Below are 23,767 nucleotides of genomic sequence, written 5' to 3'. Positions count from 1 at the left end.
AGCGAAACTAGCCGGGTCGCCCCGGCCGGTCCAGCAATATTCTGATACTAGTCATCCATTCTGTTTTCAGAACTCACGATCCCGACCACGATCTTGCCGTTCGCGCCGCGCGACGCCAGCCGCCCGATCGCCTCTCCGCCCCGCTCCAGCGGATAGCGTTCCGAGACCAGCGGCCTGATACTCCCCTCGGCATAGAGTGCCATCAAGTCGCGCATGTCCTGGGCCCCCGCCAGCGGGTTGCGCGCCATCCAGGCACCCCAGAAGACGCCGACGATCTGGGCGTTCTTCAGCAGGATGAGGTTCATCGGGATGGACGGAATGCCTGCCGCGAACCCTACCACCAGATGACGCCCCTCCCAGGCGATCGACCGGAACGCCGGCTCGGCATAGGCACCGCCGACGGGATCCAGGATGATGTCGGCCCCCGCCTCGCCACACGCGGCCTTCAACGCCTGGCTGAAGGCCTTGGCCCGCACGGCATCCGACAGGTCGCGATCATACAGCACCCCGGCGTCGGCACCCCTGGCCAGGGCGGCATCGAGCTTTTCCTGCGACGATGCCGCGGCGACGACCCTGGCACCGAGAGCCTTGCCCAGTTCGACCGCCGCCAGCCCGATCCCGCCCCCGGCACCCAGCACAAGCAGGGTCTCGCCTGCGCGGATTGAGGCCCGGCCGACCAGGGCATAGTAGACGGTGCCGTAGGTCACCTGAAACGCCGCCGCCTCATCGAACGGCATGGCGTCCGGAATCACGGTGCAACGCTCCGCGGACACGACCACGACCTCGGCCATGGCACCGAACGGCAGGGACGCCGACACCCGCTGCCCTACGATCGGCGCCGTGACGCCGGACCCCACGGTGCGCACGACACCCGACAACTCGCTGCCAGGCGAAAATGGCCGGGGCGGCCGGAGCTGATATCGATCCTCGATCACCAGCACGTCGGGAAAATTGACACCACAGGCGTGGACGGTGATCGCGACCTGACCTGCGCCCGGGACCGGCTCATCGATCTCGCGGACCAACAACGTTTCCGGACCGCCCGGCGTCACACTCTGAAGGGCTCGCACCGCAAATCTCCCATCGCGCCGCAGGACTCGCAGGTCCCGCTCTCGCCCTATCGGCCGGCGCGACCTTGGACAAGCAAATATATTCTGGTGTTAGAACGTCGTTTCGCTTGCCGAATTACGATCGCCGTTCTAGCCTTTCCGAAACAGACGCCGCTCCAAGCGCGCCCGGAGGATAGCAGTGCCCGTCATTTTCCGCACCACGGCGACGCCGGATTCAGGCTGCAGGGCGGGTCTGTAGACATGCCCACCACCTCGACTTCGCCGCTCGCCAAGGGTGCCTGGTACACTCTCTTCATCCTGACTCTGGTCTATATCTCGAACTCGATCGACCGGACGGCGATGTCGATCCTGATCGAGCCGGTGAAGGCCGAGTTCGACCTGTCCGACAGCCAGCTGGGCCTTCTGACCGGCCTCGCCTTCGGGGTGACCTATGCGCTGGCGGGCATTCCGATGGGGTGGCTGATCGATCGGGTCAATCGAACCAAGCTGCTGGCGGCCGTCGTGGCGACCTGGAGTCTGTGTACCGCCCTGTGCGGCTTCGCCCAGAGCTATCCGGCCCTGGTCATGGCCAGGCTTGCGGTCGGTGCCTCGGAGTCTGCGGCGGCGCCCACGGCCATGTCGATGATCGCCGATCTGTTTCCGAAGAACCGCCGGTCTACCGCCATGGGCATCTTCTGGACCAGCACCGCCTTCGGCACCGCCATCAGCCTGGTGCTAGGCGGTGTGATCGCGGCCAACTACGGCTGGCGGGCCGCCTTCTTCGTCGCCGGTGTACCCGGGCTCATCCTGGCAGTACTGATCCTGCTCACCGTCCGCGAACCGATCCGCGAACGCGGCCTTGCCGACAAGGCGGGCGACCCTGCACCGTCGATGTTCCAGACGCTCAAGTTCGTCTGCGCCAATCCGACCGTGTTCCATCCCTTCGCGGGTATCGGCCTGGCCTCCCTCGCCATGTCGGGCGTGCCCGTCTGGGCTGCGTCCTTCCTGGTGCGGACCCAGGACTTCACCCTGCCACAGGCAGGTCTCATGGCCGGGCTGGGGGTCGGGATCTTCGGCGCGATGGGATCGCTGCTGGGCGGCCCTCTGGGTGACGCCGTGTCGAAACGATGGGGTGTCCAGACACTACCGGCCGTCCCCATGGCGGCCTGCGCCATGGCCTGTGTGTCCGGTCTCGTGTTCGCGTTGGGATCATCGCTGATCGTCGTGGCCATCGGTTTCATCGTCTTCGAGATCGTCTCGCGCGCCTTCACCGCCCCGGCCTATGCAATCCTCGTCACCGGCGTGGAGCCACGGATGCGCGGCGTCGTCGTATCCTCTGTCCAGGCCGTGACCAACTTGATCGGATACGGGGTCGGGCCCCTGGTGGTGGGTGTCGTCAGCGACCGGGTAGGCGGGGCGAACTCTCTGAAGTTCGGCATCGCTGCGGTCATGATCTTTAGCCTGTGGTCCAGCCTGCATTTCCTGGCCGCCTGGTTTGCGGCGCGCAAATCGGAGCGATTCGTAGAAGGAGCTGCCGCGTGACCAGCAAACCGGCCCGATCCCTGAACACCCAGAGCGGCCGTCGAACGACCGCCGCACCCGACGGAGCCTGACCATGGCGGATGGATCTATCGAACGCGCGGTCCAGATTGAGCGCGTCAATCGCGTGGGCTGGGTGGTGCTGAACCGCCCCGGACAGATCAATGCGATCAACCCTGCGCTCCGGACCGAAGCGACGCAGGCGCTGGAACTTCTGGACCGGGACCCGGAGGTCGGCGTGATCGTCATCCGCGGCGCCGGCGAGCGCGGCTTCTGCGCCGGAGCAGACATCAAGTCCCAGAGCGATGCGACCTCTCTGCCCGCACTTCGCGAGGGCATGACGCCGGGCTGGATCGAGGTTCTGGACCGCGTCAGAAAGCCTGTCATCGCCGCCATACACGGCTTCTGTCTGGGCGGCGGGATAGAGATCGCCATGGCCTGTGACATCCGTATCGCGGCACCCAGCGCGGTGTTCGGCCTGCCCGAGACGGGCCTCGGCCTGATCCCTGGCGGCGGTGGCACCCAGCGGCTACCGCGTATCGTCGGTCTGGGCCGCGCGCTGGATCTGTTGCTGACCGGCGACCGGATCGACGCCGCCGAGGCGCACAGGATCGGCCTGGTCTCGCGCCTGTCGGCGTCGCCCGAGAGCCTGGTCGAAGAAGTCCAGGCGATCGCCGAGCGCATCGCCTCGAAACCCGCGGCCGCCTCGGCCTACGTCAAGGAGGCGGCGCGGGACGGTCTGGAACTCGACCTGCGCGCGGGGCTCAAGCTGGAGAAGGACCTGTTCGTCCTGCTCATGTCGACCGAGGACCGCAAGGAGGCCGCCGCCGCCTTCAAGGAAAAGCGCCCACCGGCGTTCACGGGGCGCTAGATGGACCGTCGTCGTCGCAGTCGAGGGGCCGTCGCATGAGAAAGCTTCCGTTGCTCAGCGCGGAAACCCGCCCCTTCTGGACCGGCGGCGAGGTCGGCGAGCTGCGGATGCACCGCTGCGAAGACTGCAGCCGGTTCTTCCACCCCCCCGCCCCGATCTGTCGCCATTGCAGCAGCCTGAACGTCACACCGACGCCAGTTTCGGGGCGTGGACGGGTTGTGACCTTCACCATCAATCATCAGGCCTGGACGCCCGAGTTCACCGAGCCCTACGTCGTCGCCATCGTCGAACTGGAGGAACAGGCTGGCCTGCGCTTCCTGTCCAACGTCGTGAACTGCTCCCCCGAGGCCGTCGAGATCGGCATGCCCGTGACCGTCGTGTTCGAGAACGTCGAGGACGTCTGGATTCCTCTGTTCGAGAGGGCCGCCTGATGGACACCCGGTTCCTGGAAAAGAACGTCGCCATCACCGGCATCGGCCAGTCCGAGGTCGGCCGCCCCTCGTCTCGCTCGGCCATGCAACTGACCGTGGACGCGGCGCTCGAGGCCATCGCCGATGCGGGCCTGGACCCCAAGGACATCGACGGCGTCTGTTCGTGGCCCGGCGACAACTCGAACGGCTCCAGCTTCTCGCCGGTCGGTCCCCTGTCGGTTATGACCATGCTGGGTCTCAACTGCAACTGGTTCAGCGGAGGCTATGAGGCGGCCGGGCCGCTCGCCGGGGTCATGAACGGCGTCATGGCCATCGCCTCGGGCATGGCCAACCATGTGCTGGTGTTTCGCACCATCACCGAGTCCAGCAACCGCACCAGCGGCTCGAAGGACCAGAGCCTGGCGGCCAAGTCCGGCCCTCGCGACGGCAATTTCATGTGGCAGTGGTGTACGCCGTTCAACGTGCTGTCGGTCGTCAACATCACGGCGATGTATGCGGCCCTGCACATGAAGACCTATGGCACCACGCCGGAACAACTGGCCCAGATCGCCCTGACCACGCGCCGCAACGCCCAGCTGAATCCCAAGGCCGTCATGCGCAAACCCATGACGATGGACGATTATTTCGCGTCGAAGATGATTTCCACCCCCTTGCGGATGTTCGACTGCGACGTCCATTGCGACGCCTCGACCGCCATAGTCCTGTCGCGCCGGGACATGGCGAAGGATCTGCGTCAGCCCCCGATCCGCATCGAGGCGATCGGGGCCGCGATGAACCAGCCCTATCTGTGGGATCAGGTCGATCTGACCGCCAATGCCATGCCCGACGCAGCCAACGCCATGTGGGCCCGTACCGACCTCAAACCCGCCGACGTCGATACGGCGCAACTGTATGACGGCTTCAGCATCCTGACGATGATGTGGCTGGAAGGCCTCGGCCTGTGTCCCAAGGGCGGAAGCGGCGCCTTCGTCGAGGGCGGAAGCCGCATCGCCCTTAACGGCCAACTGCCCCTGAACACTAACGGCGGCCAACTGTCGGGCGGACGCACCCACGGCATGGGCTATGTCCACGAGGCCTGCACCCAGTTGTGGGGACGCGGTGGCGAACGCCAGATCCGCGAGCCGCGCGTCGCCGTCTGCGCCGCCGGCGGCGGACCGCTCGCCGGCAGTCTGCTGCTGGCCAAGGACTGAAAATCATTCGGGGAGCGCCCATGCGCCGCCGACGAGAAGGAGAACGAGATGAGCTTCTACGACCTGCTGCTCAGCGGCGACCTGATGGTCCACGACGCCGACCATACGGCCGAACAGATCGTCTCCAAGCTGGAGATCCACGGTCACCCCAACTGGCGTCAGGCCTTCCCCGGGCATCCCTATGTCGCCCACTTCCTGCGGGTGCATAAGTCGCTGGCCGTTTCTCCGACGCGGGTCGAGCCGCAGGGCCATCTGAACTTCCCCAACCACGGCGACCCGATGTTCCCGGGCTTTCTCAAGAGCCTGGAGGACTTCCAGGGTCCGTTCCGCCCGATCAAGACCCACGCCACCGTCCTGGTCTCCGACGATATCGGTGGTGTCGTCGAACACCTGCTGAGCAAGAACCAGCCCTTCCGTCTGGCCCAACTGACACCCGAGATGCCGTTTGACCGCCTTTGGGTCGGCTGCACGCCCGAGAACCCGGTCTATGAGCCGTCGGTCGACGGCGGTCTGTGCATCGAGGTCATTCCGCTGGCAGCGATCCAGATGCCCGCCGAGGCCTTCAGCAATCCTCCGCCCCGGCCCCGCGATCTCAAGCCTGGCGACATGGTCCGGGTCGTGGGCCGGGGCTACCTCGTGCGCGATCTCGACGACGTCCTGCGCCGCCTCGACGCCAACCTCGACCTCCAGCCCGCCAGTGCTGTCGAGCAACTGGACGGCGAGGGCTACAAGGTCGCCCGCATCGGCTTCAACCTGGGGACCAGCGCCACGCTCGATGTCATCCAGCCGACGAAATGGGACAGCCCGTCGGGCCGCTATCTCCACAACTGGGGACCAGGTCCCCACTATATCCGCATCTCGGTCAACGGCCTGGACGCCAAGGCCGAACGTCTTGCCGCCCTGGGCGTGAAGTTCGAGCGGATCGAGGACTGCGAGGCCGTCAACGGCACCCTGCTGCGCGTCGATCCGGCCGAACTCGGCGGCGCGATCTTCGAGTTCTGCGAAAACCAGGGTTAGCGAAATGGCCCGCGTCGCCCCCCTCCCCCTCGACAGCCTGTCGGATCCCCTGCGCGCCTCGATCGCCCAGGGGACGGCGACGCGGATGCTGTCCAACACACTGCCGGTCCAGATCTGGGCCCGGCGTCCGGCCGCCGCAAACGCCTGGCTCCGTACGATGGCGGAAATTCACGAGCGCGGTGTCCTGCCCGAACGACTGCGTGAACTGGTCCGGCTCAAGATCGCCTCGATCACCACCTGCCCCGTCTGCCAGATCGCACGCAAGTCCGACGATGTGTCCGAGGCCGACATCGTCGCGTGCAGCGACTGGTCCGACCCGCGATTCAGCCCACCTGAACAGGCCGCCCTGCGCTTCGCCGAGCTGTTCGCGGGCGACTATTTCTCCATGGGCGACGAGGTCTACGACCACCTGCGCGAACATTTCAGCGAGGAACAGATCGTCGAACTGCATCTGTTCAGCGGTCTGATGCTGGCCGGCGGCCGGATGACCTATGTCCTCAAGGGCTACGAAGACACGAGTTCCGGGGAAACGCCCGCTTGAAGGCCTATTTCTCGCGCCTTTCGCCCAATGTGCAGGGCGCGATCTGGGTTCTGCTGTCCGGTGTGACCTTCGTCACCATGACGACCCTGGTGAAGCATCTCAGCGGCGACTACCCGTCCCATGTCCAGAATTTCTATCGCCAGACCGGCTCGCTGATCGTCGCTATCCCCTTCATGTTGCGCAGCCCGCGACAGGTGCTGTTCGTGCCCCGCTCGACCATGCCTGCGCTGTTCCTGCGATCGCTGCTGGCCACGATCGGGATGATCCTGCTGCTCTATACCTACGAGGCCATGCCCATGGCCGAGGCGAATGCCCTGTCGTTCACTCGCCCGCTCTGGGTGGTCCTTCTGGCAGCGATCTTCCTGCGCGAAGTCATCGGCCCGAGCCGGATCGCGGCGGTCCTGATGGGTTTCGTTGGCGTGATGATCATCATGCGGCCCTGGGCGTCAGGCGTCGATATTGGTTGGTCGCACCTTGCCGCCCTGGTCTCGGCGCTCTGCCTCGCCGGTACGATCACGGGGGTGAAGTCCCTGACCCGGAACCTGTCCGCGAGTTCCATCCTGGTGTGGTCCAGCATCATCGGAGAACTGCTGGCCCTGCCGTTTGCCCTGGCGGACTGGCGCTGGCCCAGCCCGGGGGACCTCGTACCCCTGTTCCTGATCGGCCTGCTCAGCGCCGCCAACCAGGTGCTGTTCATCAAGGGCATGGCGGTCGGCGAGGCCGCCGTCCTGGCACCCATCGACTATGCGCGGCTGGTCCTGTCGGTCGTCGCGGGCCTGTTGGTGTTCGGCGAATGGCCCGATATCTTCACCTGGCTGGGCGCTGGGGTCATCGTAGTCTCGACCCTCTACATCACCATCCGAGAGATCCAGTGCAAGCGCGCGAAGACCCTGGCCATTGACGCGGGTCAGCCGGATGCTGCCACGCCGCTGGGGCTGGACACCAAGGCCGATCGGACGCCCTGATCGATCTTTTCACGACGCCGCGAGCGCGATCCCTGCACCGTTCACCGCGACGGAGACGTCCGACAGTAGGAAGGCGATCACTTCGGCGGCGTCGGCCGGACGAATCCACCCCGCTGGATCCGCGTCCGGCATGTCACGGCGATTGGTCGGTGTGTCGAGGATCGTAGGCAGGACCGCATTGATCCGAACGCCCTTGCCGCGAACCTCGTCTGCAAGGCTGCGGGTCAGGGCCATGACCCCCGCCTTCGACGCGGCATAGGGGGCCATGCCCGTTGCCGGGTCCACCGCACCCGCTGCGCCGACGTTGACGATCGACCCGCCCTGTTTCAGCAGATGCGGCAGTGCAGCCCGGCTGGCCAGGGCTGCGGTCAGCAGGTTCGTCCGGAACATGCGATCCCAGGTCTGCGCCTCACCGCCGACGACGGGCTCCCAGACGAAGCCTCCGGCGATATTGGCCAGTCCGGTAATCGGACCGAGGGCCGTGGCTACGGTCTCGAACGCCGTGGCGACCGACGCGGCATCCGCCAGGTCCACGCCGGGGAGGACCAGATCCGCGTCGATCTCGACCGTGGCCACCGCATCCACAGCCGCGACGACAACGCCTTCTGCCCTCAATCTTGCGACGACGGCACGGCCAAGCGCGCCCGAGGCACCGGTAACGATCACGATCCTGGACACGACAGGTCTCCCTTGATGGCCCAGACAGGAAAAGGCGGCGTCTTCTCGCGCGCCATGGCCCGCTGAACGCCGGGCCGCTCGGCCATACGCTGAGCCAAGGCCGAATAGTGCGTCATCTCGACCATCGGATAATCACCCGCCACGCCCCAGGCGTAGAAGACGAGCGCATAAGCGTCCGCGACCGACAGACAGTCTCCGACCAACCAATCGCGACCCGCGAGCATCGCGTCGACCTTGCGCAGGTTGGCCTCGAACCGGATGCGGCCCTCGGCTCTGAGCGGTTCATGGGCCGCTTCGTCCGCCGTGAACCGGAACGGTGCTCGCGCCATCCGGCCGGTGATGTGAACCGTACTGGCGAACCACGCCGTCAGCGACAGGGCGCGCGCCACGTCGAACGCATCGTCGGGCAACAAGCCCGCCGCGGGCACCAGCCGCGCCACATAGTCGAGGATGGCAACATTCTCGGTCAGTAGCCGCCCGTCGGCAATCAGGGCCGGGACCCCGCCTGACGGATTGGTCCGACGCCAGACCGCGACCGCGTCCGGGTCGTGCAGGCGGATGCGGCTGGCCTCGAACGCCAGACCCGACTCTTCCAGCGCGATGTGCGACGCCAGCGAACAGGTCGTTGGCGTATAGAAATAAGTCAGCTCAGGCATGGTCACGCCTCCGCCTTCAGGTCGTCGGCGTTGGAATCAGGTTCTCATACACCGTCGCCGTGGCCAGGCCGCCGGCACAGCAGATCGCCTGGAGCCCGTATTTCTGACCCGTCCGGCCCAGTTCGTGGATCAGACTGGTGGCCAGCCGCGCCCCCGTGGCGCCCAGAGGATGGCCCAGCGCGATGGCGCCTCCGTTGACGTTCAGCCGGTCCGACCCGACGCCCGTCTGCTGCATCCACATCAGGGGTACGCTGGCAAAGGCCTCGTTGACCTCGAACAGGGCGATATCGTCGAACGACAGCCCGGCCGACGCAGCCGCCTTCTGGCTGGCCGCGATCGGGCCTTCCAGCATCATCACCGGATCGGCGCCGACGACGGCGACCGACCTGACCAGCGCCAGGGCCGTCAGGCCATATTTCTTCACGGCCGCCTCGGACGCCAGCAACACGACCGCCGCCCCGTCCGAAATCTGAGACGCATTGCCGGCGGTGACGCGGCCGTTCTCACGAAAGCTGGTCTTCAGCGTCGACAGCTTCTCGCGGCTGGTGTCGCGGCGGATGGTCTGGTCGGTGTCCAACGCGTCGCGTGGCCCCTCCCAGTCCTTCTCGGCCAGGTCGCCGACCGGCACGGACACCGTCTCGGCGCGGAAATGGCCCGCGTCGGTCGCTACGGCGGCGCGTCTGTGGCTCTCGGCCGCGAAGTCGTCCAGCGCGTCGCGGTCGAAGCCGTATTTGTCGGAAATCCGCTCGGCCGCTTCGCCCTGACTGGTCAGTTCGTACCGGTCCGACACCATCCAGCCGAAGGCCTCGCCATGGATGGCGCGATTGGAGCCCATCGGCACCCGCGACATCGCCTCGGCCCCGCCCGCGACGACAAGGTCGCTCAGGCCTGCCGCGATCTGGGCCGCGCCGATATGAATCGCCGCTTCCGACGACCCGCATTTGCGATCGACGGTCATGGCCGGGATCGTCACCGGCCAGCCCGCGCCCAACAGCGATGTCCGCGCGATATTGGCCGACTGCTCACCGATCTGGGTGACGTTGCCGAAGATCACGTCGTCGATCTGGCCGGCCTCGACCCCCGCCCGCGCGAGCAGCGCGTTCAGGACATGGGCACCGAGATGGTCGGCTCGCACACCGGCCAGCGCCCCGCGAAACTTCCCGATCGGCGTCCGAACCGCCGCGACCACATAGACGGGATTCACAGGTTGGTCCCCTTCAGGCCCGACCCCGGCACCTTGACGCTGTTCTCGTATCTGTAGACGCCCCAGCCGACTTTACGGCCGTAGCGCCCGGCCTTGACCATCTTGATGATCAGCGGGCACGGCCTGAACTTGTCGCCCAGGGTGGCGTGCAGATAGTGCAGCACCGACAGCCGGGTGTCCCAGCCGGTCAGGTCGCCCAGCTCCAGCGGCCCCATCGGGTGGTTGAAACCGAGCCTCAGCGCCGTGTCTATATCCTCGGCGGTCGCGGCGCCTTCCTGGAGCATCCACATGGCCTCGTTGCCGGCCATGGCCGACATCCGGCTGGTGGTCAGGCCCGGCGTCTCGTTGACGACGATCGCCGTCTTGCCCAGTTGCGCCACATAGTCCCGACAAACGGCCACAGCCTCGTCGGTGGTGGCCAGTCCCCGCACCAGTTCGACCAGCTTCATCTTCTGGACCGGATTGAAGAAATGCATCCCGATGACGCGCGTCGGGTCGACACAGGCGGCCGCGATCTCGGTCACGCTCAGCGCCGAAGTGTTGGTCGCCAGCAGGCCGGTCGGGGCCATCACGGCCTCGGCCTTCTTGACCACATCGATCTTGATCGCGAGGTTTTCGGACACCGTCTCGACCAGAAGGTCGGCACCCGCCGCCCCGTCGGTGACGCTCTGCAACGTCGTCAGCCGCGCCAGGGCTGCGTCCGCTGCCGGTTGCTCGACCTTGCCCAGCCTGACCCCATCTGCGAGAATCCCCGCGATCGTCGTCTGCGCCTTGGCCAGTTGCTCGCCCGAGACATCGATCAGACAGACCGTATGGCCGGACGACGCGAACGCATGCGCGATCCCGACGCCCATCAGGCCGGCCCCCACCACTGCAACCTTGGCCAATGCACTATCCTCTTGCTGGGCAGGATCGCCGCGTCGCCGCGGGTGCCGGGCACGCCGTGCAGGCCGGTAAAACCGGGCTGCTTCGGACGCTGGAGCCTCCCCCGTGCGCAACGGACCGGCCGTCGTCATCGTTGGCCCGACCCTAACGGAAAACAGGATGTCGCAGCAAACAGTATTCTCTGGTCAGAACGATATTCTGGAATGTATAGAACGAAACGCTCCGCTAGAGAGCCGATTCAAACGTCCGGGAAGCCTTCGTGAACCTGCTCGACCAGTTCGGCCCGCCTGTTCTGCCAACAGGTCTGGGGCCTCTTCGCACCGCCGTCCGTGAGTTCGTCGCCGAATGGACGCCGACCTCGACGCCCGAGAAGCGCGCCCTGTCCTGGATGGGGTTCGACGCCGACTTCAGCCGTCTGCTGGGCACAAAGGGCTGGCTCGGCCTCAGCATTCCCAAACAGTATGGCGGCCACGACGCCTCGCCGTTCGAACGGTTCGTGGTCAGCGAGGAACTGCTGGCCGCCGGTGCCCCCGTCACCGCACACTGGATCGCAGACCGCCAGAGCGCGCCGCTGATCCTGCGTCACGGCACGGAGGCGCAGAAGCAGCGCTACCTGCCCGCCATCTGCGCGGGAGAACTGCATTTCTGCATCGGGATGAGCGAGCCGGCGTCCGGCTCCGACCTCGCCTCAGTTCGCACCAAGGCCGACCGTCAGGCTGACGGATCGTGGGTTCTGAACGGCCGCAAGGTCTGGACCACCAATGCCGACCGCTGCCACTTCATGATCGCCCTGGTCCGCACCGACCCCGCCAGCGAGCGCCACGCCGGCCTGTCCCAGATCATCGTCGACCTGACCCTGCCCGGCGTCATGATCCGCCCGATCAAGGATCTGTCTGGCCATGAGCATTTCAACGAGGTCACCTTCGACGACGTACGCCTGGAAGCCGACGCCCTGATCGGGGTCGAGGGCGACGGCTGGGCCCAGGCGACCTCGGAACTGGCCTTCGAACGCAGCGGTCCGGAACGGTTCCTCAGCGCCATGACCCTGTTCCGCTGTCTGGTCGGCGCGGTCGGCCCGACGCCGGACGCGCGCCAGGCCATGGAGATCGGCCGCCTCGCCGCCTGGCTAATCTCGCTGCGGTCGATGTCGATCTCGGTCACGGCCCAGCTCGCGAGCGGCGAGGATCCTGTCTGGGCCGCCTCCTGCGTCAAGGATCTGGGCACCGGCTATGAACAGGACACGGTCGAGGTGGCCATGCGGCTGATCGATTCCCTGCCCCCCGGCGAACAGGCCGCGACGACCCGGCGGGTCCTGGCCATCGTCCAGAGCATGGCACCCTCATTTTCCCTGCGCGGCGGCACGCGCGAGATACTGCGCGGCATCCTCGCCCGCGGCCTGGGAGTACGCTGATGCGAACCCTGCTTCAGGAGACGATCGAGCGGCTGCTGGCCGATACGGTCACGCCCGACCTGCTGCGCGCCGCCGAGACCGGCGTCTGGCCTGCCGACCTCTGGGCCGAGATCGAGGCCCTGGGCCTGCCCTTCGCAGCCGTGCCCGAAGACCTCGGCGGGACGGGCGCGAGCTGGAGCGACATCTTCGTGGTGGTCCGCGCCTGCGGAGCCGCCGCCGCGCCGGTGCCCCTGCCCGAGGCCATCCTCGCCAACAGCCTGCTGGCGTCCGCCGGCCTCGCCCCGCCCGAGAGCGGTGTCATCGTCTTCGCCGCCGGTTCCGCCGATGCGCCGATCGCCGACGTGCCCTGGGCCCGTCACGCCCAATGGCTGGCGCTTCGCGACACCACCACCGGCCGCATCGCCCTGTATTCGCTGACCGACGCCCGGATCGCGCCTGACAGCAATGTCGCCGGCGAGCCCCGCGACACCGTCACCCTGGCTCCGGGTTCGCTGATCGCCGACGCCGATACCTCGGCCGCGACCGACGCCGTCCTGCTCGGCGGGGCCATGCTGCGGTCGGCCCAGATGGCCGGGGCGCTGGGCCGACTTACCGAGGTCAACGCCGACTACGCCAATGAACGCGTCCAGTTCGGCCGCCCGATCGGCAAGTTCCAGGCGGTCCAGCAACAGCTGGCGGTCTTGGCCACCCAGGCCGCCGCCGCCGTCGCCGCCGCCGAAGCGGCCTTCCTGATGGCCGATCCCGCACCTGACCTCCTGACCACCGCCTCGGCCAAGGCCGTGTCGGGAGAGGCTGCCGGCAAGGGTGCCGCCATCGCTCACGCCGTCTTCGGCGCCATCGGCTTCACCCACGAACACAGCCTGCATTTCCTGACTCGCCGCCTGTGGGCCTGGCGCGCGGAATACGGCTCCGACGCCTTCTGGGCCGAGCGGCTGGGCCGGACTATAGCTGCGGCCGGTGACGACGGCCTGTGGCCCCTGGTCACCGGCGCGTTCGCGGAAACAACGAACCCATGACCGACTTTCTGCTCAAGACCCGCGACGGCCCTGTCGCCGTCTGGACCCTGAACCGGCCCGAGAGCCGAAACGCCTTCTCCAAGCCGGAGGATATGTTCGAGATCGAGGACGCCTGCGAGGAGGTCCGTGCCGACCCCTCGGTTCGCGTCGTCCTCCTGACCGGCGCGGGCGCGTCGTTCTGTGCAGGCGGCGACATCAAGGCGATGCAGACTCGCACCGGCATCTTCGAAGGTTCCCCATATCGCCTGCGCAACCGCTATCGCGACGGTATCCAGCGCATTCCGATGGCCCTGTACGAACTCGAGACGCCGGTGATCGCCGCCGTCAACGGCCACGCTATCGGCGCCGGCCTCGACTTCGCCTGTATGGCCGACATCCGCATCGCCTCGACCACCGCGACCTTCGCTGAAAGCTTCGTCAAGCTGGGCATCGTCCCCGGCGACGGCGGGGCCTGGCTGCTGCCCCGTATCGTCGGGATGCCGCGCGCCAGCCATATGGCCCTGACCGGCGACGCCCTGAACGCCCAGATCGCCCTGGACTGGACCCTGGTCACCCAGCTGACCGCGCCCGAGGATCTGATGACCACGGCCCTGGCCCTGGCCCACCGCGTCGCCTCCAGCCCCGGCCATGCTCTCCGCCTGACCAAGCGGCTGCTGCGCGAGGGCCAGCACATGCGGTTGGGTCCCCTGCTGGAGCTGTCGGCCGCCTATCAGGCGCTGGCCCACCACACCAACGATCACGCAGAGGCCGTCAATGCGATGATCGAGAAACGCCCCCCCAACTACACGGACAGCTGAGCCCGCCATGACCACCCGCAAGGTCTTCCGCGACGACCACGAGATGTTCCGGGATCAGGTCCGGCGTTTCGTCGAGACCGAGATCGTTCCGCACCACGGCGAGTGGGAACGCGACGGCATTGTGCCGAAATCCCTGTGGCTTCGCGCGGGCGAGGAAGGCCTGCTGTGCGTCACCGCGCCCGAGGAATACGGCGGCTCCGGCGGCGACTTCGGCCACAGCGCCGTCCTGATCGAAGAACTGGCGCGGGTGAATGCGACCGCCGTGGGCTTCACCACCCACTCCGACATCGCCGTCCCCTATCTGGTCAACTATGGCACCGACGACCAGAAGGCCCGCTGGTTGCCGCGACTGATCACGGGCGAACTGATCGCCGTCATCGCCATGTCAGAGCCCCAGATCGGCAGCGACCTGCGCGGCATGAAGACCAAGGCGGTCCGCGACGGCGACCACTATGTCCTGTCGGGCCAGAAGACCTTCATCACCAACGGCATCAACTCGGGTCTCGCCATCGTCGCGGCCAAGGTCGAAGGCCAGGCCAACCCCAAGGACATCACCCTGTTCTGCGTCGAGGAGGGCACGCCCGGCTTCGAGAAAGGCAAGAAACTGGAGAAGATCGGCCTTCGCGGCCAGGACACCTCCGAACTGTTCTTCTCCGACGTCCGGGTGCCGGTCGAGAACAGGCTGGGCGAGGAAAGCGGCGGCTTCACCTGTCTGATGACCGAACTGGCCAAGGAGCGGCTGGTCATCGGCATCCGCGCCGCCGCCTCGCTGGAATCCATGCTCGACAAGACGGTCGCCTACACCAAGGACCGTGTCGTCTTCGGCAAGCCCCTGTTCGAGTTCCAGAACACCCGGTTCAAACTGGCCGACGTCAAGGCGCGGACCCAGATGCTGCGGGTTTTCATCGACGACTGCCTGCAGAAGCTGCTGGACGGCGAACTGACGCCCGAGGCCGCTGCCATGGCCAAGCTGACCAGCGCCGAACTGCACGGCCAGCTTCTGGACGAACTGCTCCAGCTTCACGGCGGATACGGCTTTATGAGCGAATACGATGTCGGGCGCGCCTGGGTCGATGCGCGGGTTGCCCGCATCTATGCCGGCACGTCCGAGATCATGAAGGAAATCATCGCCCGCACCCTGTAGGCGACGATCAGAAGCCGGCCCAGGAGGCTCAGGATGGATTTCGGCATCACCGGCAAGCGCGCCCTGATCTGCGCCTCTTCGTCAGGGCTGGGCCAGGGCTGCGCCATCTCTCTCTCAACCGAAGGCGTCGAGGTCTGGATCAACGGCCGCGACGCCGAGCGGCTTGAGGCCGCGGCTACCGAGATCACGACCCTGACCGGCCGACGCCCCCATACGGTCCTCGCCGATATCGACACCGCCGAGGGTCGCGCCGCAGCTCTGGCTGCCTGTCGCTCACCCGACATCCTCGTCTGCAACAGCGGCGGCCCCAAGCCCGGCCGCCTTCAGGACTGGACCGAAGCCGCCTGGTCCGAAGTCGTCGCCGCCAAGATGATCTCGCCGATCCTATTGATCCAGTCGGTGATCGGCGGCATGCGCGAGCGCGGCTTCGGCCGCGTCGTCGCCATCACCTCCGCCATGGTCAAGACGCCCAAGTTTCCGATGGCCCTGTCCACAGGACCCCGCGCGGGCCTGACCGCCTTCTGCAAGTCCCTGGCCGGAGAGGTCGCGGCCGACGGCGTCACCATCAACTGCATCCTGCCCGAAAAGGTCGAGACCGAACGGCTGGCCCAGATGACCAGGTCCCTCGCCCGCGTCCGTCAGATCGACCCGGCCGATGCCCGCGCCGAACTGGTCGCGTCCATTCCCGCCGGCCGCTTTGGTCGCCCGTCCGAGGTCGGGGACGCCTGCGCCTTCCTGTGTTCGGACCGTGCCGGCTATATCACCGGCCAGAACCTGCAACTGGACGGCGGTGCCTATTCCGGCCTGGTCTAAGCTTCCCGGACGATCCGGTTTTTCAGGATGCCGATCCCGGACACCTCCAACTCGACCTCGTCGCCGGATTTCAGAAACCGCTGAGCCTCCAGGCCACAGCCGTTGCCGACAGTCCCCGACCCCAGGAACTCGCCTGGATGCAGGGTCTCGGACCGCGAGATGAAGGCGATCAAATCTTCGAACTTCCAGTGCATGGTCCCCGAGTTCCCTCGGCCCCACTCCTCGCCGTTGACCCGAGCGATCATGGTCAGGTCATAGGGATCTGGCATCTCGTCGGCGGTGACGATGCAGGGCCCCATGGCGTTGCCCGTATCGAAATCCTTGCCTTTCGAGGGCCCCAGCTGACCGATCATCTCGACGGCTTGCGCGTCTCTCGCGCTGAAGTCGTTGTAGATCGTATAGCCGAAGATATAGTCGTGGGCCTTCTCGACCGGCACGTCCTTGGCCGCCTTTTTGATGTAGCAGCCAAACTCCAGCTCGAAATCCATCATCCGCGAATAGGCCGGCCAGATGACCGTCTCCTCGGTCCCGATCACCGAGAACCGGTTGGCCTTGTAGTAGAGCGGCTGTTTGACAAAGAGGTCCAGGATCCGCTGCTCGGCCTCCGACGGTCCGGTGTCCTCGATGACCTCGACGCCCTTGGCCCTGGCCCGCATCGCACGCCCGGCGGCATAGGCCTGACGCTGGTGCGCCTCGAAGGTGCTGCAGTCCCGCATCTGCGGCGGCGGCTGGATCGGTGCCCTCAGCTTTACGTCGGCCCGGCTCAGGATCGCGGTTTCGGCTGCCGACTTCACCGCCTCCACCGCCATGTCCAGCGCGTCGTCGCCTCCCTCTATCAGGCACAGGATGTCTGCCAGCGCCGGAGCGTGGGCCCCGTGCCTTTGCTGATGGGCGGTGGCCAGATCGACGATGCGGGTATCGCCGTCGATGAAGGCCCCGGCCCGACGACGACCCTCGAACTCGAACGTGACCAGACGCAACGACTTACCCCTTACAGGCCGGCATTTCCCGGCAGATCAGAACGGACGGAAGGTGAGCTGGAGCATCACTTCGCGGCCCCGGTTGACGTTGCCGCTCAGGTCGGCGAGCCCACCGACGGTGTTCGATCCGGTCCGGGTCGCTGTGCCGGTCTGGGGCACATTCGAGGCGACGTCGACGCGGTATTCCTCGGTGAGGTTACGCCCGATGACGGCCAGCTCCCAGCGACGATCGCTACTGAACACTCGCACGCCAGCATTGAGGAAGGTCACGCCGTCCTGTGCCGCGCCCGGATGCAGTTCGGGGTGAGGGTTGTATTCGGATTTGAACAGGGCATCCACGTTCATGCCCCAATCGACGCCCTCGATGGACGTGGAACCAGTGTAGCTTCCGCCCACGGAGCCGGTCCATTCCGGCGCATTGACCAGGCGCTCGCCACCCAGTTGCTGGCCCGTGAATCGGTTGGTGGTCGGGTTGAGCAGCAGGTTGCACCCGTCTGCCACCGTCTGGCCGATATAGCAGGTGGCCAGAAAATCGGTGTAGGTCGCGTCATTGAAGTTGGCCGCACCGCGAATGGTCAGGCCCGGCACGGCCGGCAGCCGAAGGGTGAAGTCGCCCTCGAAGCCCTTGACCGTCGCGGCCCCCGCGTTGTTGACGCGGATCACCGGCACCCCGCTGGAGTTGTCCAGCGAGTTCACCTGGAGGTTCGTGTAATCATAGCTGTAGGCGGCGGTGTTCAGGCGCAGGGCACCGTCGAACAACAGGGCCTTGATCCCGCCCTCGAAACCTTCAGCCGACTCAGGCAGGTACAGGGCGTTCAGCGGCGTCGTGAAGGCCGCGCCGGTGTTGGTCGCGGCAGCGAAGCCCCCGACTTGAACCCTTCCTTGTAGGCACCATACAGCGTTAACCGATCGGTCGGCCGCCAGGTCAGGGTGACCTCGGGCGAGGTATTCTCGAAATCGGCGGAGCCGGGGGCGACGGGCTGGAAGACGCCGTTGCGCGCCACGGCGAAGTCCTTGGATTCCTTGCTCCAGCGCAGACCACCGGCCAGCTCCAGCTTGTCGGAGATGTCCCAAAGCGCCTGGCCGAACACCGACTGGGTCGTCCCGTCGATGAAGTGCAGGAACAGCGGGGCTCCTGCCAGAATGTTGCGGGTATAGGTCTCCAGCTCCGAGCTCTCGTAGAAGCCCCCCATCAGGAAGTTGAACGGCCCCGACAGGTCCGACGCGATCCGAACTTCCTGGGTAAACTGGGTATAGCCGGTGTTGCCGGTGAAATCGTTGGCGCCGACGGCGTCAGACGGCGCGACAGCGTAAGTGTCGACCCGGAAGTCGTCATTCTTGGCCCAGCCGGTGACCGAGGTCAGCTTCAGCCAGTCCGTCGGCCGATAGTTGAGCTCCAGCGAGTGCAGTTGCTGGCTGTAGTTGCCGGCCCCGTCCGGATCGGTGAACCCCTCGGGCGAGCCGACCAGGAAGGCGGGATTGATGTTGCCGTTGGCATAGGTCGCATCGGCCCGGCAGTTATCGACCGACAGGGCCGTCGCCAGCGCCGGATTGGCGACGTTACCGTTGAGGGCCGTCGCCTGCGGGGCCAGCTGGGGCGCACCATTAGGGCAATAGATCCGCTGGAACCCGCCGGTTTGGTTGTAGCCGATGCCCTCGTTGTCGGCGTAGCTGAGCTTGAGGCGCGCGTCGAAGGCCGCGCTCGGCTCCCACTTCAACGTGCCGCGCGTGAAGAAGAACCGCTGCTGTGGTCCACCGGAGGTCGAGCCCGACACCGATCCCGGCCGGATCGCATTGGCCGCGGCCGCCGCCGTGTCGGCGATATTGTCGCGCCACCCTTCCATGTCCGCGCCATAGACCACCAGGCGCGCCCCCAGAGTATCGGTGATGGGACCCGAGATCGTGGCTTCCATCTGGCGTTCCTGAGCATTGAACTCATAGCCGCCGCGCACTTCGGTCTCGAAGGCTCTGGTCGGGTCGGCGGTGGTGATCGAGATCACCCCGGCCGGGCTGTTCTTGCCGAAGAACAGCGCCTGGGGTCCGCGCAGGACCTCGATCTTCTCCATGTCGATCTGACCGACACGCACCGCGCCGCCGCGTGACAGCTGGACGCCGTCGATGTTGACCGCGACGGTCTGCTCGAATGTCGGGTTGGAGCCGGCCGTCGTGCCGACGCCGCGCAGGGATACCGTACCACCGACGCCACCGGCGACCTCGCCCACGGAGATGCCGGGCGTCACCGCGCGCAGATCCTGCAGACTGTCGACCGCGAGGGTTCGCAACTGTTCCGACCCCAGAACCGTGACCGAAACGGGCACCGAGATCGGCACCTCGTCGCGACGCCGCGCCGTGACCACGACCTCGTCGATGGCCGACGCCTCGTCCTGATCGGGTTGCGTCTGCGCCACGGCAGGCATGGAAACGCATGCGAGGGCCCAGGCCAGGGCCACACACGATACTCCGGTCTTGGTGATGTTCATTCCGCTCTCTCCCCGCCCTCGTCCCCGCGTCTGTGGCGGAATCCGTTAGAGCCAAAGGACCAGCTGACACTCTGATCCAACCCCGATGCTAGTCAGGGACGGCGGCCGGAGCAACAAGAAATCTGATACTGGAATAACATTCTGTGATCCGAACCCGCCCGGTCCTATCAAGTCTTTGAACGACCGCGAATTTCAGCCAACTTATGAACAGTATCCGAATTATGTTCTGATATAAGAATAAACACTGGATTCAGAGCGGCCAAACGCCGACCTCCGGACGCCTCAGGACGCGGGAGCCACCATCCCGACGAGCGTCGCGACCAGATCGTCCAGGGTCGCGTCGGGATGCCAGAAAGGATGTTCCGGGTTCGAGGCCAGCGCGGCTTCCCGCGCCGTCATCACAGCCCGCAACCCAAGGCTCAGGAACACGAGCCGCCGCTCCAGCACCTCGGGAGCGGCCGGGGCCAGGCGCCGGATGTGGTCCAGGCACCGCTGGTAGCCCCGATTCCAGCCGTCCCCGACGATGGCGTCGAACGCCACGCGGTTCTGCAGGCTGAAGGTCGAGATGAAGCGCAGATAGTCGCCCTCCCCCCCATTCCGCCCCAGGTCGGTGGACGGCAAGATCAGCACCTCCATCACTTCGCGCAGAGAACCGGGCCCACCGGCGGCCTCCAGCGCGTCCAGTCTCGCATTGCGGCGCTCGTCGATCAGCCTGGCCCCGTCGATGACCAGCTGCGCCACCAGGTCGTCCTTTGACCCGAAATAATAGTGCAGCGAGGCTCCGTTTTTCTGGCCCGCCGCCATCAGAATATCGCGCACCGACACGGCATCGACGCCCCGTGCGGCGAACAGGCTCTGTGCGGCGCGCTTGATCGCGTCCCGGGCGATATCGGCTTTCATGGATTGACGGTCTAACCCGACCATGCAAAATAAAACAACTGTTTCATTCTTTCGCTTTAGGCATGCCGTGGACCTCGACTTCACCGACAGGAATGTTCTCGTCGTCGGCGGCACCAGCGGTATCGGCCTGGCGTGTGCTCAGGCCTTCGCCGCGCGCGGCTCATCCGTAGCCGTGACAGGCACCCGCGCGAACAAGGCTGCCTATGGCGAGGGTGCCGTGGCTCTGGAGGCGTTCGTCTTCTCGACCCTGAACGTCGCTACGCCGGGCGCGGTCGAGGCCTGGGTCCCGCCGTTCGAGGCGCTCGACGTCGTGATCCTGTCCCAGGGCGCGGTCCAGTACCGCCGCCAGGAGTTCCAGGCCGAGGCGTTCCGCCAAGTGGTCGAGGTCAACCTCAACAGCCTGATGGCCTGCGCCCAGAAACTGGCACCGGCACTGGAGACCCGCAGCGGAAGCCTGATCGTCATCAGCTCGGTCGGCGGCTTTCGGGCCGCACGCGGCAACCCGGCCTATTCGGCGTCCAAGGCGGGGGCCATCCACCTGACACGCACACTCGGCGACGCCTGGGCCGAGCGGGGCATCCGCGTCAACGGCATCGCGCCGGGCCTGATCGCCACCAAGATGACCGAGGTCACGACCTCAGACCCCGTGCGCCTGAACGAACGCCTGAAGGCCATCCCCCTGAACCGCCTGGGTCGGCCGGAGGAGATCGCCGGAGTGGCGCTATTCCTGGCCTCGCCCTTGGCCGCCTACATCGTCGGCGAGACCATCGTCGTCGATGGCGGCCGAACACTGTCCTGAAAAACAAGAACGAACGGAAACGCCGATGGCTTGGGAATTCGAGACCGACCCCGATTTCGCCGAACAGCTGGCCTGGATCGACGCCTTCGTGCGCGACGAGGTTGAGCCGTTGGACATGATCCTGCAAAGCCCGTTCGACGTCGACAATCCTCTAAACGTCCGGTTCGTCCGGCCCCTGCAACAACAGGTCAAGGATCGCGGCCTGTGGGCCTGCCACCTCGGTCCGGAACTGGGCGGGCCCGGCTACGGTCAGGTCAAGCTGGCCCTGATGAACGAGATTCTCGGCCGTTCGGTCTTCGCCCCGACCGTGTTCGGCTGCCAGGCGCCCGATTCCGGCAATGCGGAGATTCTCGCCGTCTACGGCACCCACGCCCAGAAGGCCCAGTACCTAGAACCCCTACTGGCCAACGACATCGTCTCCTGCTTCTCAATGACGGAACCCCAGGGCGGTGCCGATCCCACGACCTTCACCGCACGCGCCGTGCTCAAGGGTGAGCAATGGGTTCTGAACGGCGAGAAATGGTTCGCCACCAACGCCCGCTACGCCAGCTTCTTCCTCGTGATGGCCGTGACCGATCCGGACGCGCCACCGCACCGTCGCCTGTCGGTCTTTATCATACCCAAGGGCACGCGCGGGCTCGAGATCGTGCGCAACGTCGGTTACAGCGATCGCGATCCAAGCCACGCCTATCTGCGTTTCACCGACGTGGGCGTTCCCCTGGATCATATGCTGGGCGGTCAGGGGGATGGCTTCGTCGTGGCCCAGGTCCGGCTCGGCGGCGGGCGCATCCACCATGCCATGCGCACCATCGGCAAGGCGCGCCAAGCGTTTGACATGTTGTGCGACCGGGCCCTGTCGCGCGTCACCCGCAACGAGCCCTTGGCCAACAAACAAATGGTTCAGGAGAAGATCGCCGACAGCTGGATCGAGCTCGAGCAATTCCGCCTGCTGGTCCTACGCACCGCCTGGAAGATCGATCGCGAGAAGGACTACAACAAGGTCCGCGGCGACATCTCGGCGGTGAAGGCGGCCATGCCCAAGGTGTTGCACGACATCGCCGCCCGCGCCGTCTATGTCCACGGAAGCCTGGGCCTGTCGAACGAGACCCCTCTGGCCGCCATGGTGCTGGACTCGTTCCAGGTCGGCCTCGCCGACGGTCCGACTGACATCCACAAGGTGACCTTGGCCAAACAGCTGCTGCGCGGCCGCAAACATTCCCAGGGCCTGTTCCCCGACTACCACCTGCCCGCCCGGCGCGAGGCCGCCCTGGCCAGATACGGCCTCTCGGGCGACGAGGTCGGCCTGAAGGCGGCGGTCGCATGACCATCGATCGTCCGCACGGGCTGGAACTCGTCGATCTCGGCGCCCTGACCGACTGGATGGACGCCCAGGGGCTCGGCACGGGTCCCATCGTCGATGTCGTCCAGCTGACCGGCGGGTCCCAGAATGTCCTGCTGCGCTTCAGGCGGGCCGGTCGCGAATACGTCCTGCGCCGCCCGCCACTCAACCCGCGTCACGACGGCAGCGACACCATGCGGCGCGAGGCTCGGGTGCTGAAGGCGCTGGCCGGATCGAACGTGCCCCACGCCGGCCTGATCGCCGCCTGCGACGACGGGTCAGTGCTGGGAGCCGCATTCTATCTGATGGAGCCCTTGGACGGATTCAACGCCGCCGTGGGCATGCCGGCGCTCCACGCCGGATCGCCACAGGCGCGTCACGCCATGGGCCTGTCGGTGATCGAGGGCCTCTCGCGCATCGCCCTGATCGACTACCAGGCCGTGGGTCTGGGCGACTTCGGCAGGCCGGAGGGTTTTCTCGATCGTCAGGCCCGTCGCTGGATGAAACAGCTCGACAGTTACAGCGAGTTCGCGAACTGGCCCGGCCCGGGCGGCCTGCCAGACGTCCACGCCATCGGCGACTGGCTGGACCTGAACCGCCCCACGACCTTCCGCCCGGGGCTGATGCACGGCGACTTTCACCTCAAGAACGTGCTGTTCCACCAGGACGCCCCCGCGCTCGAAGCCATCATCGACTGGGAATTGTCGACCATCGGCGACCCCCTGGTCGATCTCGGCTGGCTACTCGCCACCTGGCCCGGTCCTGGCGGCGACATGAGCCAGACGACCATCGTCGTCCAGCCCTGGGACGGCTTCCCCGAGGCCGAGGAACTTGTCGAGGTCTATGGCCGTCTGACCGGCGCCGACCTGTCGAACCTCAACTGGTACCGGGTCTTCGCCTGCTACAAGCTGGCCCTGATCCTGGAAGGCTCCTACGCCCGCGCCTGCGCCGGCAAGGCTCCGATGGAGATCGGCGAACGGCTGCACGGCAATGCGGTTCGCCTGCTCGGCCGCGCCGGACGCTGGATCGAAGGCAAACGCACATAGCGGACATGAAAACGCC

24 protein-coding genes are annotated in these 23,767 nt (G+C 66.4%); 15 read left to right on the top strand and 9 right to left on the bottom strand.

Annotated features, from left to right (window positions below):
• Positions 1-47 precede the first annotated feature (47 nt).
• The gene (locus tag O5K39_RS10860; protein WP_271143645.1) at positions 48-1,070 is read right to left on the bottom strand and encodes an NADPH:quinone oxidoreductase family protein; all 1,023 of its coding nucleotides are present in this window, start codon (positions 1,068-1,070) and stop codon (positions 48-50) included.
• A 240-nt stretch (positions 1,071-1,310) separates the two neighbouring features.
• On the opposite strand from O5K39_RS10860, the gene O5K39_RS10855 reads away from it, so the two are divergent.
• The 7 genes from O5K39_RS10855 to O5K39_RS10825 all read left to right on the top strand — a co-directional run bounded on the left by O5K39_RS10855 (position 1,311) and on the right by O5K39_RS10825 (position 7,603).
• Positions 1,311-2,591, top strand: a complete 1,281-nt coding sequence (locus tag O5K39_RS10855) for an MFS transporter (RefSeq protein ID WP_271143644.1) — start codon at positions 1,311-1,313, stop codon at positions 2,589-2,591.
• Positions 2,592-2,664: 73 nt separating this feature from the next.
• Positions 2,665-3,459, top strand: a complete 795-nt coding sequence (locus tag O5K39_RS10850; RefSeq protein ID WP_271143643.1) for an enoyl-CoA hydratase-related protein — start codon at positions 2,665-2,667, stop codon at positions 3,457-3,459.
• A gap of 35 nt (positions 3,460-3,494) precedes the next feature.
• Positions 3,495-3,890, top strand: coding sequence for a Zn-ribbon domain-containing OB-fold protein (locus O5K39_RS10845; RefSeq protein ID WP_271143642.1), 396 nt, complete (start codon positions 3,495-3,497; stop codon positions 3,888-3,890).
• A complete protein-coding gene (locus tag O5K39_RS10840) occupies positions 3,890-5,080 on the top strand; it encodes a thiolase family protein (protein ID WP_271143641.1) in 1,191 nt (396 codons plus the stop codon). Before O5K39_RS10845 ends, O5K39_RS10840 begins: the two co-directional genes overlap by 1 nt.
• Before the next feature lie 48 nt (positions 5,081-5,128).
• Positions 5,129-6,097 carry a lactoylglutathione lyase gene (locus O5K39_RS10835; protein ID WP_271143640.1) on the top strand — a complete coding sequence of 323 codons (969 nt, stop codon included), beginning with the start codon at positions 5,129-5,131 and terminating at the stop codon, positions 6,095-6,097.
• 4 nt (positions 6,098-6,101) lie between these two features.
• Positions 6,102-6,638: a carboxymuconolactone decarboxylase family protein gene (locus O5K39_RS10830; protein WP_271143639.1), complete on the top strand. Its 537-nt coding sequence runs from the start codon at positions 6,102-6,104 to the stop codon at positions 6,636-6,638.
• Positions 6,635-7,603 carry a DMT family transporter gene (locus tag O5K39_RS10825; RefSeq protein ID WP_271143638.1) on the top strand — a complete coding sequence of 323 codons (969 nt, stop codon included), beginning with the start codon at positions 6,635-6,637 and terminating at the stop codon, positions 7,601-7,603. Before O5K39_RS10830 ends, O5K39_RS10825 begins: the two co-directional genes overlap by 4 nt.
• Before the next feature lie 9 nt (positions 7,604-7,612).
• Here the strand turns inward: O5K39_RS10825 and O5K39_RS10820 are convergent, their stop codons facing one another.
• From O5K39_RS10820 to O5K39_RS10805, 4 genes are read right to left on the bottom strand one after another with little or no spacing between them, the layout of a single operon-like run.
• Positions 7,613-8,281 carry an SDR family NAD(P)-dependent oxidoreductase gene (locus O5K39_RS10820; RefSeq protein ID WP_271143637.1) on the bottom strand — a complete coding sequence of 223 codons (669 nt, stop codon included), beginning with the start codon at positions 8,279-8,281 and terminating at the stop codon, positions 7,613-7,615.
• Positions 8,266-8,937 carry a glutathione S-transferase N-terminal domain-containing protein gene (locus tag O5K39_RS10815; protein WP_271143636.1) on the bottom strand — a complete coding sequence of 224 codons (672 nt, stop codon included), beginning with the start codon at positions 8,935-8,937 and terminating at the stop codon, positions 8,266-8,268. The genes O5K39_RS10820 and O5K39_RS10815 overlap by 16 nt, the downstream gene beginning before the upstream one ends.
• A 16-nt stretch (positions 8,938-8,953) precedes the next feature.
• On the bottom strand, positions 8,954-10,141 hold the full coding sequence (locus O5K39_RS10810) for a thiolase family protein (RefSeq protein WP_271143635.1): 1,188 nt from the start codon (positions 10,139-10,141) through the stop codon (positions 8,954-8,956).
• On the bottom strand, positions 10,138-11,028 hold the full coding sequence (locus O5K39_RS10805; protein ID WP_271143634.1) for a 3-hydroxyacyl-CoA dehydrogenase: 891 nt from the start codon (positions 11,026-11,028) through the stop codon (positions 10,138-10,140). Before O5K39_RS10805 ends, O5K39_RS10810 begins: the two co-directional genes overlap by 4 nt.
• Before the next feature lie 257 nt (positions 11,029-11,285).
• Here O5K39_RS10805 and O5K39_RS10800 point away from each other — a divergent pair, with 257 nt between their 5' ends.
• Genes O5K39_RS10800 through O5K39_RS10780 form a run of 5 tightly spaced genes read left to right on the top strand, consistent with a single transcriptional unit; the run spans position 11,286 to position 16,207 of the window.
• Positions 11,286-12,437 carry an acyl-CoA dehydrogenase family protein gene (locus O5K39_RS10800; RefSeq protein WP_271143633.1) on the top strand — a complete coding sequence of 384 codons (1,152 nt, stop codon included), beginning with the start codon at positions 11,286-11,288 and terminating at the stop codon, positions 12,435-12,437.
• On the top strand, positions 12,437-13,453 hold the full coding sequence (locus tag O5K39_RS10795) for an acyl-CoA dehydrogenase family protein (protein WP_271143632.1): 1,017 nt from the start codon (positions 12,437-12,439) through the stop codon (positions 13,451-13,453). Before O5K39_RS10800 ends, O5K39_RS10795 begins: the two co-directional genes overlap by 1 nt.
• Complete coding sequence (locus tag O5K39_RS10790) at positions 13,450-14,250, top strand: crotonase/enoyl-CoA hydratase family protein (protein WP_271143631.1); 801 nt, start codon at positions 13,450-13,452, stop codon at positions 14,248-14,250. Before O5K39_RS10795 ends, O5K39_RS10790 begins: the two co-directional genes overlap by 4 nt.
• A gap of 7 nt (positions 14,251-14,257) precedes the next feature.
• Positions 14,258-15,394 carry an acyl-CoA dehydrogenase family protein gene (locus tag O5K39_RS10785; protein ID WP_271143630.1) on the top strand — a complete coding sequence of 379 codons (1,137 nt, stop codon included), beginning with the start codon at positions 14,258-14,260 and terminating at the stop codon, positions 15,392-15,394.
• Between the two features lie 33 nt (positions 15,395-15,427).
• Positions 15,428-16,207 carry an SDR family oxidoreductase gene (locus O5K39_RS10780; RefSeq protein ID WP_271143629.1) on the top strand — a complete coding sequence of 260 codons (780 nt, stop codon included), beginning with the start codon at positions 15,428-15,430 and terminating at the stop codon, positions 16,205-16,207.
• Here the strand turns inward: O5K39_RS10780 and O5K39_RS10775 are convergent.
• The 4 genes from O5K39_RS10775 to O5K39_RS10760 all read right to left on the bottom strand — a co-directional run bounded on the left by O5K39_RS10775 (position 16,204) and on the right by O5K39_RS10760 (position 20,567).
• Entirely contained in the window at positions 16,204-17,187 is a 984-nt protein-coding gene (locus tag O5K39_RS10775) for a fumarylacetoacetate hydrolase family protein (RefSeq protein WP_271143628.1), read from the bottom strand. The genes O5K39_RS10780 and O5K39_RS10775 overlap by 4 nt on opposite strands.
• Positions 17,188-17,223: 36 nt before the next feature.
• On the bottom strand, positions 17,224-17,991 hold the full coding sequence (locus O5K39_RS10770) for a TonB-dependent receptor (RefSeq protein WP_271147140.1): 768 nt from the start codon (positions 17,989-17,991) through the stop codon (positions 17,224-17,226).
• An 11-nt stretch (positions 17,992-18,002) separates the two neighbouring features.
• Positions 18,003-19,667, bottom strand: a complete 1,665-nt coding sequence (locus O5K39_RS10765; RefSeq protein ID WP_271143627.1) for a TonB-dependent receptor — start codon at positions 19,665-19,667, stop codon at positions 18,003-18,005.
• Positions 19,668-19,949: 282 nt separating this feature from the next.
• Positions 19,950-20,567, bottom strand: a complete 618-nt coding sequence (locus O5K39_RS10760) for a TetR/AcrR family transcriptional regulator (protein WP_271143626.1) — start codon at positions 20,565-20,567, stop codon at positions 19,950-19,952.
• Between the two features lie 67 nt (positions 20,568-20,634).
• Between O5K39_RS10760 and O5K39_RS10755 the strand changes: the two genes are divergently transcribed.
• The 3 genes from O5K39_RS10755 to O5K39_RS10745 are packed head-to-tail and all read left to right on the top strand — an operon-like array spanning position 20,635 to position 23,751.
• Complete coding sequence (locus O5K39_RS10755; RefSeq protein ID WP_271143625.1) at positions 20,635-21,366, top strand: SDR family NAD(P)-dependent oxidoreductase; 732 nt, start codon at positions 20,635-20,637, stop codon at positions 21,364-21,366.
• Positions 21,367-21,391: 25 nt separating this feature from the next.
• Positions 21,392-22,690: an acyl-CoA dehydrogenase family protein gene (locus O5K39_RS10750; protein WP_271143624.1), complete on the top strand. Its 1,299-nt coding sequence runs from the start codon at positions 21,392-21,394 to the stop codon at positions 22,688-22,690.
• The gene (locus O5K39_RS10745; RefSeq protein ID WP_271143623.1) at positions 22,687-23,751 is read left to right on the top strand and encodes a phosphotransferase family protein; all 1,065 of its coding nucleotides are present in this window, start codon (positions 22,687-22,689) and stop codon (positions 23,749-23,751) included. The genes O5K39_RS10750 and O5K39_RS10745 overlap by 4 nt, the downstream gene beginning before the upstream one ends.
• Positions 23,752-23,767: the final 16 nt, after the last annotated feature.

The organism is Brevundimonas sp. NIBR10, from assembly GCF_027912515.1.
GTDB lineage: Bacteria > Pseudomonadota > Alphaproteobacteria > Caulobacterales > Caulobacteraceae > Brevundimonas.
The sequence above is the reverse complement of the archived record's forward strand: the minus strand, read 5'-3'. Positions and strand labels throughout refer to the sequence as shown.

Bases quoted from the DNA above. Each gene is read 5' to 3' on its own strand.
- O5K39_RS10855 (WP_271143644.1), top strand. From the start codon at position 1,311: ATGCCCACCACCTCGACTTCGCCGCTCGCCAAGGGTGCCTGGTACACT.
- O5K39_RS10850 (WP_271143643.1), top strand. From the start codon at position 2,665: ATGGCGGATGGATCTATCGAACGCGCGGTCCAGATTGAGCGCGTCAAT.
- O5K39_RS10845 (WP_271143642.1), top strand. From the start codon at position 3,495: ATGAGAAAGCTTCCGTTGCTCAGCGCGGAAACCCGCCCCTTCTGGACC.
- O5K39_RS10840 (WP_271143641.1), top strand. From the start codon at position 3,890: ATGGACACCCGGTTCCTGGAAAAGAACGTCGCCATCACCGGCATCGGC.
- O5K39_RS10835 (WP_271143640.1), top strand. From the start codon at position 5,129: ATGAGCTTCTACGACCTGCTGCTCAGCGGCGACCTGATGGTCCACGAC.
- O5K39_RS10830 (WP_271143639.1), top strand. From the start codon at position 6,102: ATGGCCCGCGTCGCCCCCCTCCCCCTCGACAGCCTGTCGGATCCCCTG.
- O5K39_RS10815 (WP_271143636.1), bottom strand. From the start codon at position 8,937: ATGCCTGAGCTGACTTATTTCTATACGCCAACGACCTGTTCGCTGGCG.
- O5K39_RS10795 (WP_271143632.1), top strand. From the start codon at position 12,437: ATGCGAACCCTGCTTCAGGAGACGATCGAGCGGCTGCTGGCCGATACG.
- O5K39_RS10790 (WP_271143631.1), top strand. From the start codon at position 13,450: ATGACCGACTTTCTGCTCAAGACCCGCGACGGCCCTGTCGCCGTCTGG.
- O5K39_RS10785 (WP_271143630.1), top strand. From the start codon at position 14,258: ATGACCACCCGCAAGGTCTTCCGCGACGACCACGAGATGTTCCGGGAT.
- O5K39_RS10780 (WP_271143629.1), top strand. From the start codon at position 15,428: ATGGATTTCGGCATCACCGGCAAGCGCGCCCTGATCTGCGCCTCTTCG.
- O5K39_RS10765 (WP_271143627.1), bottom strand. From the start codon at position 19,667: ATGAACATCACCAAGACCGGAGTATCGTGTGTGGCCCTGGCCTGGGCC.
- O5K39_RS10760 (WP_271143626.1), bottom strand. From the start codon at position 20,567: ATGAAAGCCGATATCGCCCGGGACGCGATCAAGCGCGCCGCACAGAGC.
- O5K39_RS10750 (WP_271143624.1), top strand. From the start codon at position 21,392: ATGGCTTGGGAATTCGAGACCGACCCCGATTTCGCCGAACAGCTGGCC.
- O5K39_RS10745 (WP_271143623.1), top strand. From the start codon at position 22,687: ATGACCATCGATCGTCCGCACGGGCTGGAACTCGTCGATCTCGGCGCC.